We start from the raw sequence: 11,154 nt of genomic DNA, 5'->3' as shown, positions 1-11,154 counted from the left end.
GGGCAATGCCAAAAGTAGGGCGCTCGCCGCAGGCGAGTGAAAGCCTTTGCTCTCAGGCGATTCGCCGATTCGGCGACGAATCACAAATTCTGATAATTCGGCCCCGAGCCACCCTCCGGCGTCACCCAGTTGATGATCTGGTAGGGATCCTTGATGTCGCAGGTCTTGCAGTGCACGCAGTTGGCGGCGTTGATCTGCAGGCGTTTGTCGGAGCCTTCGCCGACCATTTCGTAGACGCCGGCGGGGCAGAACCGGGTGCATGGATTGTTGTATTCGACCGCGCATTTGGTCACGCAGATATTGGTATCGGCTACGTGCAGGTGCACGGGCTGGTCTTCGTCGTGCTCGGTTGCGGCAAAGTATACTTCTGCCAATCTGTCGCGCGGGGCGAGGGTTCGCTCGACGTAATCCCTTTTTGGCTCTTCGTACTCGGATACTTTTTTCAGCGACGACCAGTCGGCATGATTCTTCAGCGTCCACGGCGAGTGGCCGGCGGTGAGCGTTTCCCAACCCGCGTTGGCGAGGCCGAGCCACAGACCCTTGTTGAAGCCGGGGCGGATATTGCGCACCTTCTTCAACTCTCTGAAAACGACCGACGCACGCAGCCTGGCGTCCCAGCCTTCGGGCTTGTTCGCGGCGACGACATGTTCGGCGGCGAGCATGCCCGAGCGGATCGCCTGATGCGTGCCTTTGATCTTCGGCACGTTGAGCAGGCCGGCGCAATCGCCGATCAGGATCGCGCCGGGCATTTCCACCCTCGGCAGCGATTGATAGCCGCCTTCGACGAGCGCGCGCGCACCCGCAGACAGGATCGTGCCGCCTTCGAGCAGCGGTTCGATCACGGGATGGTGTTTCAATTGCTGAAAGGCCTCGAACGGCGACAGCAGCGGATCGGCGTAGTCGAGGCCGGTGACGAAACCAATCGCGACGCGATCCTGGTCGAGGTGATACAGAAAACTGCCGCCGTAGGTCGCGTTGTCCAGCGGCCAGCCGAGCGTGTGCATCACCTTGCCCGGTTCGACACGTCCGGCCTGCAGCTGCCACAGTTCCTTGATGCCGATGCCGTAGGTTTGCGGATCGCAGTCTTTATCCAACGCGAATTTTGCGATCAGTTGCTTCGACAGATGTCCGCGGCAACCTTCGGCGAGCACGGTGATCGGCGCAAGAATGTCGATGCCCTGTGTGTAACTGGGTTTGTGCGAGCCGTCCTTGGCGATGCCCATGTCGCCGATGCGCACGCCGCGAACACGTTGGATTGAATCAGCACCGCCGTCGCCATAGAGCGGCTCGGCCGCGGCGAAGCCCGGATAGATTTCCACGCCGAGCGCCTCGGCCTGCGGCGCAAGCCACGCGCACAGCGCGCCGAGCGAGACAATGAAATTGCCGTGGTTGTGCATCTGCGGCGGCGCGACCGGCGACTTGGTCGCGCGCGCGTGATCGCGCAGCCACCAGAATTCGTCCTGCGTCACCGGCACGCAGATCGGCGGCGGATTCTTGCCCCATTCGGGCAGCAGTTCGTTCAAGGGTTGCGGTTCGATCACCGCGCCGGACAGGATCTGCGCGCCGATCGTCGACGCCTTCTCGATCACGCAGACGCGGATATCGGGTTTCAGTTGTTTCAGGCGTATCGCGAACGCCAGTCCGGCCGGACCGGCGCCGACGGTGACGACGTCGTATTCCATCACATCGCGGGGTGCAGCTTCGGGCGCGCTCATGCCGACGGTCCTGCTTCAGGATGAAGAAGAGAGTTTGCTGGTTTGTGCGCCGTGCAGCAATTGTGCGCCTGCACTTGGTGTTAACAGCGCTTGCGGGATAATGCCATCGGGGATCGGGAATCAAAAATGTCCGCAGCAGCGAATCCAGCCATGCCATCTGTCGAAACCGCACCCGCGTTGCGCGAGCAGGACCTGCGCGGCGCAAACCTGTGCCAGACGCTGCATTGGCTGGCCAGCGGACGCACGACCGCGACCGCGCTCACGCAGACGTTTCTCGATGCGATCGCCGCGGGAAATCCACGCCTGAATGCCTACGTGCAGATCAATCCGGGCGCGCTCGCCGACGCGCAGGCGGCGGACGCGCGCCGCAGCCGCGGCAAATTCGGCCGCCTCGACGGTGTGCCGGTCGCGCTCAAGGACAATCTCGATGTGGCCGGGTTGGCGACCGGTTGCGGCCTGCCTGGACCGAAGCTGGCGGCGACGCGCGATGCCTTCATCGTCGAGCGTCTGCGCGGCGCAGGCGCGGTGATTCTGGGCAAGGCCCAGGTGCCCGAGGGCAGCCTCGTCGCATCGAGCGCGAATCCGCACACGGGCGCCGCGCACAACCCGTTCCGCTTCGGTTATCAGGCCGGCGGTTCGTCTGGCGGTTGCGCGGTCGCGGTCGCGGCCGGACTTTGCACGGTCGCGATCGGCTCGGACAGTCTGGGCTCAATCCGCATTCCTGCGAGCTATTGCGGCGTGTATGCGTTGAAGCCGACGCATGGCGAAATTTCCACGCGTGGAATGTTGCCTGCGGCACGCCGGCTCGATGCGGTCGGCCTGATGGCACGCAGCGTGAACGATCTGGGCGTATTGCTGCGCCTGCTCGCCGGGCACGATGCGGACGACGCGCGTTCGCGCCGCCGCCGCGTCGATTTGGCTCTGCCAGATTGGGAGCCGGGCAAGCTCAGGGTCGGCGTGCTCGGTGATCTTGGCGTGTACGGTACCGAGCCTGGAGTTTCACGCGCATTCGAGCGCGCGATGATGGCGCTGGCGCAGGAACTGGGCAATCGGCGCAGCGTGGATTTTGCCGATTTTTCCATCGAGCGCGCGCGCCGCGCGGCATTCTTCATGATCGAAACCGAAATGCTCATCACCCACGCGCAAGCGCTGGCCGATGCCGAACATCCGGTCTCGGCGGAATTGAACAAGCTACTCGATTACGCGCGGACAAAGTCCGCGGCCGATTACGCCGCGGCCGATCGCCTGCTCGACGCGGCCGTGGTCAAGGCGCGCCAGCTGTTCAGCGAAATCGACGTGCTGGTCACGCCGACCACGCCGCAGATCGCGTTTCCGCTCGATGCGCAGCTGCCGGACAATTCCGGCGACTTCACCTGCTTCGCGAATTTCGCCGGCCTCCCCGCGGTGACGATTCCGATGGGTCTGACTCTCGACGGTCTGCCCACCGGTCTGCAGTTCATGGGACCGCCGGGCTCGGATCTGCGTCTGCTCGAACTCGCCGAAGTCTGCGCCGCCGCGCTCGATGCGGCGCCGGCGTATCCGGTCGGCATCTGACGGCGGTCGATCCGTGGCAACACTCGCGCCGCACCGGCAGGTCGGCGATCTCGCCGGAGCCAAGATATCTCTGACCCAATTCTGCGACGCGGCGCAGGCGCAGCATTGGTTCGATCGCCTGCACGCGGAAATTCCCTGGGAGCGCCACCGTCTGCGCCTGTTCGGCCGCGAGATCGAAGCGCCGCGATTGTCCTGCTGGATCGGTGATGCACACGCGCGCTATATCTATTCGGGTACGCTGTTCACGCCGCATGCGTGGACGCTGGGCCTGCACGAGCTGCGCGATTTGCTTTTTGCGCAGTGTGGAAAAAGCTACAACAGCGTGCTGTGTAATCTGTACCGCGACGGCCACGATTCGATGGGCTGGCACAGCGACGACGAGCCCGAACTCGGCGACGCACCGGTGATCGCATCACTGAGCTTCGGTGCGGTGCGCCGGTTCCAGCTGCGTCATCGGCACGATCCCGATCGGCGCCTCGCGCTCGACCTGCCCTCCGGCAGCCTGCTGGTCATGGCTGGTCGGACGCAACAGAACTATCGCCATGCGCTGCCGAAAACCGCGCGCCAAGCCGGTGCACGCATCAATCTGACTTTCCGCTGGGTTTATCCCGCAGGTTGATCTCGCCGCACAGACGCTGCGCGCTTGCGCGATAATCGCGCACCTTGTCTGCCGATGCGCTTGCCATGCAGGAAATTCCCGGACCGTTCGATCCGCTGCCTGAGGGCCGCCAGCCGGCATTGACGGGCGCTGCGGCGCAGCTGCATACGCGCATCGCCTTTGTGGTCGAAACCGCACGCCGGCTGCATCAGTACGGCACCGCCGCGCCGCGCCTGGAAAGCGCGATCGATCTGCTCAGCGCGCGCCTTGGCCTGTGCGCACAGGTGTGGTCGAGCCCGACCGCGATCATCATTTCGTTCGCCGACGGCGACGGCGACAAGGACCGCCTCGCCGAGGTCACCCAGGTGATCCGGCTGTCGCCCGGCGATACCGATCTGCGTCATCTGGTCGAGGTCAATGAAATCGCCGACAACGTGATCGCGGGGCGCCTGAATATCGAGGAAGGATTTCATCTGTTGCACACGCTCAGCGACCGCATCGGTCGGCGCGGGCGTGCGCTCGAGGTGCTGTGCTACGGCATCGTCTCGGCCGCACTGGCGGCGCTGCTGCACGGCGCCTGGGCCGACATGCTCGCGGCCGGTGGCATCGGCCTGATCGTCGGCGTGCTTGCATCGATCAGCGCGGGTCGCCCGCGCCTGCGCAACTCGCTTGAGGCGATCTGTGCCCTGCTCGCGACTTTTCTGGCGACCATCATCAGCCTGTACGTGACGCCGCTAACGCTCAAGTCCGTCGTGCTGGCGAGCGTGATCGTCCTCTTGCCCGGCGCGCCTCTGACCACGGCCGTGCGCGAGCTCTCGACCCAGCATCTGGTGTCAGGCGTCGCGCGTCTGGCCGGCGCGGTAGCGACCTTGATCAAGCTCGCGTTCGGCACGATCGTCGCCAACGAGCTGTGCAAACTGCTGCAACTGTCGCCGCCGGCGCCGTCGCAGCCGCCGATACCGCGCTGGGCCACCTGGGTTGCGCTGGTGTTTGCCAGTTACGCATTCGCGGTGTTGTTTCGCGCCGCACGCCGCGATTTTCCGCTGGTCATGGTCGCCGCCGCGCTGGGTTATTCGATCACCTATTTCGCGGGCAGTTATTTCAGCCCGGAATTCGGCGTGTTTCTGGCCGGCTTGACGATGGGGGCGTTGAGCAATCTGTACGCGCGTCGGACCAATCGCCCCGGCGCGCTAGTGCGCGAGCCCGGCATCATCCTGCTGGTACCCGGCAGCATCGGGTTTTTAACCGTTTCGGCGATTGCCGGCGGTGATGTATTTCTCGGCATTAATACCGCGGTGTCGCTGATGGCGATCCTGGTCAGTCTCGTGGCGGGTCTTTTGTTCGGAGATTTAATCGTCGCGCCGAGGCGTTCACTTTAGACAAAGAAATGCCGGCTCGGCGCCGGCATTCTTTCTTGCAACTGATTGCGCGAATCAAATCAGCAGATCTTTTTCCTTCTTGCCCGCCGCGAGCGCCGCGCTGAACCAGCGTGGCCGCTTGCCGCGTCCCGACCAGGTCTGCGCGTGGTCGGCAGGATTGCGGAACTTCGGCTTTGCCGGGCGGCGCGTCTTGCGTCCGCCGCGACCACTGAACAAATCCTCGACGCTGAATCCCTCGGCCTTGGCCAATGCGACGATTTTTTCGCGCACCTTGCCGATCTTTTCCTTGGCCAATTCGTGTTTGCGCGCTTCGGCGCGGTGAATCAATTCGTTGAGCTGGCTGTGATTCAAGCCCTTCAGATCAATTGCCATTGTTTACCTCTGGATGGATATCGATATTAGCGCGATGCGCGCGACCAGCATGCCATTACCCCTTGAAAAAATAAACAGCAAATCCAAACCAGCGCAATCGATCGTTTAACGCGCCAGCGCCGGGGCAGGAAAATTCGCGCGCAAGAATGTGAGGTCGGCGGCTTGCGCCGCGCCTTGGTAAACCTTGTCGTGGCCGCGCGCAAGCGCTACCGTAAGCGCCTACACTTGCAGAATGTGGCAGCCAGCGGGAGCCCGAGCCCGCAATGGGTCCGCGGACTGGCCCAATGAGGAAGACCGACCGTGAGTCTGCTCGAAGATCTCGAACAAGAAGCGCAAAAGCGCAAAGCCAGTGCTGACGACGCGCAGCAGCGCAAGCTTGCGCGCGAGGAATTTTTCAAGACGCAGATCGAGCCGGGCATGCACGCGCTCGGCGAGTATCTGGAGAAACTCGTCGCCAGCCTCAAGATACTCAAGCCGATCAAGCTTTGGCGCTATACGCTGCCCGGCTACGGCGAGGTCGTCGCGCATAGCGACCTCTGCTACGAGCTGGTGCAGACCGAGCAGCCCGACTCGCGCGAGATCCGCCTTGGCCTGAGCTGTGCCGTCGTGCCCGAAGAGTGTCCGCTGGTCGAAGTTGAGGGCGCCAATATCAAGACCCTGGCCGGAACCTTCCAGCGCTACCATCTCAGCGGCCAGATGCAGGAGACGAAGAAGGAAGCGAACGGTGAGCTCATCTCGGCGAAATTCCGCGCGCGCGGCAACATCACCGTCGCCGCCAGCTTCAATGCGGATGCCGACAGCGGTGCGGTAAAGATGAGTTTCGTCAATTTCGACTCGTTCGGCACCGCGCAGAAAACGGTGCCGGTCGAACAGTTGAACGACGCCCTGTTCGACGATATCGGCCGCTATCTCACGCGCGAGGAAAACGGCCTGTTGCGTGAAGCATTGCCGGAAGACTACCGCGCGCAGCTGCGCTCCGCGGTCGAACGCAACAAGGTCAAGAAGCGCTGGGAATTCAAGATCGCCAGCCGGCGCGCGACCGATCTCGAATCGCTCAAACGCCAGCATGGCAGCGACCAATCGCTGCTCGGCCGCCTGCGCACGCTGGTGAAGAAAGACCGCTAGCCGCGCAGCAGCGCAAGCAGCTCGTCGCGGTTCAGTTGCCGGCTTTCGCTCTCGCGGCGCGCGCGATATTCGAAGGTGCCCGCGGCCAGCCCGCGCTCCGAAACGACGACGCGATGCGGGATGCCGATCAGCTCGATATCGGCGAACATCGCGCCCGGACGCAGACCGCGATCGTCGAGCACGGTTTCGATGCCGGCGTCGTTCAACTCGCAATACAGCGCGTCAGCTGCGTCGGCGACCTTGGCATCGTTCTTCGGATTGATCATGCAGATCGCCACGCGCCAAGGCGCCATCGGTTCGGGCCAGATGATCCCGGCGTCGTCGTGATTCTGCTCGATCGCCGCGGCCACGATGCGCGTGATGCCGATGCCGTAACAGCCCATTTGCATCAAGCGATTCTTGCCATCGGCGTCGAGCACCGTGGCATTCATCGCTTCGCTGTATTTTTGGCCGAGCGCGAACACGTGGCCGACTTCGATACCGCGCGCGATCTGCAAGCTACCTTTTCCATCAGGCGACGCATCGCCGGCGACGACTTTGCGGATATCGGCAACAACATCGGGCTCGGGCAGGTCGCGGCCCCAGTTGACCCCGGCGATGTGGTAGTCGACCTTGTTCGCGCCGACGACGAAATCGCTCATCGCTGCGACCGTCCTGTCCGCGACGACCGTGATGCCGGGAATCTTTTTTGAAGATTCGCCGACCGGGCCGATGTAGCCGGGTTTGCAACCCAGCGCGTCGACGATTTCTTGTTCGGTCGCCAGACGGTATTCGGCCAGACCGGCCAGTTTCTGCAACTTGACCTCATTGACCTCGTGATCGCCGCGCACCAGCGCGAGCACGAAACCCGCCGTGCCGACGACGCACACCGATTTGACCGTGCGTTCGATGCCGATGCCGAGCAAGGCGGCGACGTCGGCGCAGGTGGTCTTGCCGGGTGTCGCGACTTCACGCAACGGTTCTGCAGGCGCGGAACGTTCGCCGGGTGCGAGCGCGCTCGCCAGTTCGACATTGGCTGCGTAATCCGATCCCGTGGAAAACGCGATCGCGTCCTCACCCGAATCGGCCAGCACCTGAAACTCGTGGCTGCGGCTGCCGCCGATCGCGCCGGTGTCCGCGGCGACCGCACGAAAAGTCAGGCCCAGACGCGTGAAAATGCGCGTGTAGGTCGCATACATGTTTTCGTATTCGCGGCCGAGGTCGGCTTCGTCCAGATGAAACGAATACGCATCCTTCATCACGAATTCGCGCGAACGCATCACGCCGAAGCGCGGCCGGATCTCGTCGCGGAACTTGGTCTGGATCTGGTAGAAATTCAGCGGCAGCTGCTTGTAGCTCTTCAGTTCGCCGCGGGCGAGGTCGGTAATCACCTCCTCCGCAGTCGGGCCGTAGCAGTATTCGGCTTCCTTGCGATCCTTGATCTTGAGCAACTGGCCGCCGAATTTCTGCCAGCGTCCGCTTTCGTCCCACAGTTCGCGCGGCTGGATCGTGGGCATGCTCAGCTCGAGCGCTCCGGCGCGATCCATCTCCTCGCGCACCACCTGCTCGACCCGGCGCAGCACGCGCAAGCCCAGCGGCGTCCACGTGTAGATGCCCGCGCCGAGCTTGCGCAGCATGCCCGCACGCAGCATCAGCCGGTGACTGGCGATTTCCGCGTCGGCGGGTACTTCCTTGACGGTGGCGAGATGAAATCTGGACAGGCGCATGGATGATCTTGGTTGGTCGTGGCAAACCGTGATTCTAGCAACGATTCGCAGCGCGCCCGACTTGCGCGCACGCTACGGGTTGTGGCAAAGGCCAAGAATCAGGGTTTCGGCGGCGGTGGCGGCGGTGGAATCACGCTCGGCACGACATTGAGTCTGGGGTCGTAGCTCAGCGTCTGGAAAGGCCGGTCGGTCGGCGGCGAACTGGTGAACTGCACGCGGCCCTTGTCGTCGCGTGATTTGTATACTTCCACCTTCGCGTTTGCGGACGATGCTCTTGCCGGCCGTGGCAGATAGGCGCGCAGCGACTGCGGCAGCGTCTGCGGCGCCAGATACCACCAAGCCAAAGCGGCCAGCGCGAGCGCGACGAGGATCCAGGGCAGCGCCCGCCCGCGTTGGTGGTGGCAGGCGCGAGACGGTCGGGGATGCGCGACGCGCATTGCGCTGAATCGGTCAGGGAGTCGCGGCCGTGGCGGCGGCGCTGCAATTGGTCGCGACCGCGCGTTTGCTCTGCGCGATGAACGCGGCGCGTCCCTGCTCGTCGAGCGGCTTGCCGTGTGCATCGGCAACCGCAAATTTGCTTTCCAGCAGTTCGAGATTCGCCTTGGACTGGTCGCATACCCGCGCGCGGTATTCGGCGGTCTGCTCCATCGGTACCTGTGGCTTCGCAGGCTCCGGCTTGGTATCGGCCTTCGCGTCCTTCTGCGGTTTGGCGGCATCCGACGCCGTGCCGTCGCTGGTGACGCCGCTATTGACGTGCACGCGCTGCGCCTTGACCGTGCTCGGCGGCGGGATGTCGGAATAGTGGATGACGCCAACGTTGTCCGTCCACTTGTACAAATCGCCGGCCTGGGCAATGCCGGCGAGGAAAACCAGGGCGACGAGCAGTTTCGCAGCGTTCATTACGCATCTCCTCAAACGAAAGCGCACGGCAACTCAAGCCGCGTGTTGCGACCTGCCCCTGCCGCGATTCTAGCGCCGCGCACGCTTGCGGTACACTTCGGCTCTTGCTTTCGCTGCGATCCGACCCGGATGGACCACACCCCCGAGCCCGCCCCCAAACCGCGCCGCGGCATTTATCTGCTGCCGAACCTGTTTACCACGGGTGCGCTGTTCTCGGGGTTTTACGCGGTGATCGCGGCGATTGCCGGGCACTATGTCGATGCGGCGATTGCGGTGTTCATCGCCGGCATACTCGATGCGCTCGACGGACGCATCGCGCGCCTGACCAATACGCAGAGCGCGTTCGGCGTGCAGTACGACAGTTTGTCGGACATGTGCAGCTTCGGCCTGGCGCCAGCCCTGATCATGTATACGTGGTCGCTGTCGACGCTCAAGGAATACGGCCCGCTGTGGGGCAAGGTCGGCTGGAGCGCCGCGTTTATCTATGCGGCCTGCGCGGCAATGCGCCTCGCACGCTTCAATACCCAGGTCGGCGTCGCCGACAAGCGCTATTTCCAGGGTCTGGCGAGTCCGGCCGCCGCGGGGTTGCTCATGTCGTTCCTGTGGGCGGCGAGCGAAGCCGGGCTCGACGGCACGATGGTGCAGTTCGTCACGCCGTTTCTGACCGCAATCGCCGGCCTGCTGATGGTCAGCCGCGTACGTTATTTCAGCTTCAAGAGCGGACCGAAATCGGACAAGGTGCCGTTCTACTGGATTCCGCTGGCCATGCTCGTGCTCGCGCTGTTGGCGGTGGCGACCGCGCGCGTGCTGCTGTGCATAGCGGTGCTGTATGTGCTGTCCGGCCCGCTGCTGACCCTGTGGGGGATGCGGCAAATGCGCGGCCGGCGCGACCTGCGCGTCGAGGATCTGCGCAGCGGCGCGGATGTGCCGCCGGGCGCGGGGCCGCCAGCAACGTGAACGCACTGCCCGACCATCCCCTGGCTGGCGCAAACGAGCGCCGCGCTCTGACCTTTCTCGCCGATCTCTCGCAGACGCTCGCGCTGTCGCTGGACCTGAAGAAGACGCTGACCCTCGCGGTCAAGCGCATCGCCGGCTTCATGCAGGCGGAAGCCGCGTCGATGTTCCTGCTCGAGCCGGGCAGCAACCTGATCGTCTGCAAGATCTGCGTCGGTCCGGTCGATATCAGCGGGCTCAAGCTCGCGATCGGTCAGGGCGTGGTCGGTCGCACGGTCGCCGAAAACAAACCGCAGGTCGTGCTCGACGCGCGCAAGGATGCGCGCGTGAATGCACGCGTCGATGCGGAAACCGGTTTCGTCACGCGCTCGATCCTGTGCGTGCCGCTGGCCACCGCGCAGGGCGCGATCGGTGCGCTCGAAGTGATCAACCGGCGCGACGGCGGCCTGTTCGATGCCGCGGATGCGGAAATCCTGCGTCTGATCGCCGCGCCGACCGCGCTGGCGATCCACAATGCGCAGCTCGCTGGCACGATCGTCGAACAGCAGCGCATCCGGCGCGAAGTCGAGTTGGCGCGCACGATCCAGAAATCGTTGCTGCCCAAACGCCGGCGCGGCAAGTTTCCGCTGATCGGCGTGAACCTGCCGGCGTACGAGATTTCCGGCGATTTCTACGACTATTTCGACCTGCCCGACGGCCGCATCGCGTTCCTGATCGGCGACATTTCCGGCAAGGGACTCGACGCCGCCTTCCTGATGGTGCGCGTGGCGAGCCTGTTGCGCTGGGCCGGCAAGGAAGCGCCGGCGCCGGCGGTGTGGCTGTCCAGCGTCAATGCGGAATTGTGTAAAACG

Annotated in this window: 11 protein-coding genes; 6 read left to right on the top strand and 5 right to left on the bottom strand. The window is 64.0% G+C overall.

What is annotated here, in order from left to right; all coding sequences use genetic code 11:
• Positions 1-80: 80 nt before the first annotated feature.
• The gene (locus VIE67_RS11840) at positions 81-1,715 is read right to left on the bottom strand and encodes an electron transfer flavoprotein-ubiquinone oxidoreductase (protein WP_332026453.1); all 1,635 of its coding nucleotides are present in this window, start codon (positions 1,713-1,715) and stop codon (positions 81-83) included.
• Between the two features lie 150 nt (positions 1,716-1,865).
• Between VIE67_RS11840 and VIE67_RS11835 the strand changes: the two genes are divergently transcribed.
• The 3 genes from VIE67_RS11835 to VIE67_RS11825 all read left to right on the top strand — a co-directional run bounded on the left by VIE67_RS11835 (position 1,866) and on the right by VIE67_RS11825 (position 5,246).
• Positions 1,866-3,269 (top strand): amidase, encoded by a 1,404-nt coding sequence (locus VIE67_RS11835; protein ID WP_332026451.1) that lies wholly within the window; start codon positions 1,866-1,868, stop codon positions 3,267-3,269.
• 13 nt (positions 3,270-3,282) lie between these two features.
• Positions 3,283-3,888: an alpha-ketoglutarate-dependent dioxygenase AlkB family protein gene (locus VIE67_RS11830; protein ID WP_414707357.1), complete on the top strand. Its 606-nt coding sequence runs from the start codon at positions 3,283-3,285 to the stop codon at positions 3,886-3,888.
• A 65-nt stretch (positions 3,889-3,953) separates the two neighbouring features.
• Positions 3,954-5,246 (top strand): threonine/serine exporter family protein, encoded by a 1,293-nt coding sequence (locus VIE67_RS11825; protein ID WP_332026449.1) that lies wholly within the window; start codon positions 3,954-3,956, stop codon positions 5,244-5,246.
• 54 nt (positions 5,247-5,300) lie between these two features.
• Here the strand turns inward: VIE67_RS11825 and VIE67_RS11820 are convergent, their stop codons facing one another.
• Positions 5,301-5,618: an H-NS histone family protein gene (locus VIE67_RS11820; RefSeq protein WP_332026447.1), complete on the bottom strand. Its 318-nt coding sequence runs from the start codon at positions 5,616-5,618 to the stop codon at positions 5,301-5,303.
• Between the two features lie 300 nt (positions 5,619-5,918).
• On the opposite strand from VIE67_RS11820, the gene VIE67_RS11815 reads away from it, so the two are divergent.
• Complete coding sequence (locus VIE67_RS11815; RefSeq protein WP_332026445.1) at positions 5,919-6,743, top strand: hypothetical protein; 825 nt, start codon at positions 5,919-5,921, stop codon at positions 6,741-6,743.
• Here VIE67_RS11815 and VIE67_RS11810 read toward each other — a convergent pair.
• The 3 genes from VIE67_RS11810 to VIE67_RS11800 form a co-directional block, all read right to left on the bottom strand.
• Positions 6,740-8,449, bottom strand: a complete 1,710-nt coding sequence (locus tag VIE67_RS11810; protein WP_332026443.1) for a proline--tRNA ligase — start codon at positions 8,447-8,449, stop codon at positions 6,740-6,742. The two genes, VIE67_RS11815 and VIE67_RS11810, sit on opposite strands and share 4 nt — an antisense overlap.
• A 98-nt stretch (positions 8,450-8,547) precedes the next feature.
• Positions 8,548-8,886, bottom strand: coding sequence for a hypothetical protein (locus tag VIE67_RS11805; RefSeq protein WP_332026441.1), 339 nt, complete (start codon positions 8,884-8,886; stop codon positions 8,548-8,550).
• 13 nt (positions 8,887-8,899) lie between these two features.
• Positions 8,900-9,349 (bottom strand): DUF4124 domain-containing protein, encoded by a 450-nt coding sequence (locus VIE67_RS11800; protein WP_332026439.1) that lies wholly within the window; start codon positions 9,347-9,349, stop codon positions 8,900-8,902.
• Between the two features lie 129 nt (positions 9,350-9,478).
• Between VIE67_RS11800 and VIE67_RS11795 the strand changes: the two genes are divergently transcribed.
• Positions 9,479-10,306, top strand: a complete 828-nt coding sequence (locus VIE67_RS11795) for a CDP-alcohol phosphatidyltransferase family protein (protein ID WP_332026437.1) — start codon at positions 9,479-9,481, stop codon at positions 10,304-10,306.
• Positions 10,303-11,154 (top strand): PP2C family protein-serine/threonine phosphatase (locus tag VIE67_RS11790; RefSeq protein WP_332026435.1); only part of this gene is annotated, 852 nt, incomplete at its 3' end. The genes VIE67_RS11795 and VIE67_RS11790, both read left to right, overlap by 4 nt.

Source organism: Rudaea sp., assembly GCF_036560865.1.
GTDB lineage: Bacteria > Pseudomonadota > Gammaproteobacteria > Xanthomonadales > Rhodanobacteraceae > Rudaea.
This window is presented reverse-complemented; position numbering and strand designations above follow the sequence as displayed.

Excerpts from the sequence above, each read along its gene's own strand:
- VIE67_RS11810 (WP_332026443.1), bottom strand. The coding sequence starts at position 8,449 with ATGCGCCTGTCCAGATTTCATCTCGCCACCGTCAAGGAAGTACCCGCC.
- VIE67_RS11805 (WP_332026441.1), bottom strand. The coding sequence starts at position 8,886 with ATGCGCGTCGCGCATCCCCGACCGTCTCGCGCCTGCCACCACCAACGC.
- VIE67_RS11820 (WP_332026447.1), bottom strand. The coding sequence starts at position 5,618 with ATGGCAATTGATCTGAAGGGCTTGAATCACAGCCAGCTCAACGAATTG.
- VIE67_RS11795 (WP_332026437.1), top strand. The coding sequence starts at position 9,479 with ATGGACCACACCCCCGAGCCCGCCCCCAAACCGCGCCGCGGCATTTAT.
- VIE67_RS11840 (WP_332026453.1), bottom strand. The coding sequence starts at position 1,715 with ATGAGCGCGCCCGAAGCTGCACCCCGCGATGTGATGGAATACGACGTC.
- VIE67_RS11825 (WP_332026449.1), top strand. The coding sequence starts at position 3,954 with ATGCAGGAAATTCCCGGACCGTTCGATCCGCTGCCTGAGGGCCGCCAG.
- VIE67_RS11835 (WP_332026451.1), top strand. The coding sequence starts at position 1,866 with ATGCCATCTGTCGAAACCGCACCCGCGTTGCGCGAGCAGGACCTGCGC.
- VIE67_RS11800 (WP_332026439.1), bottom strand. The coding sequence starts at position 9,349 with ATGAACGCTGCGAAACTGCTCGTCGCCCTGGTTTTCCTCGCCGGCATT.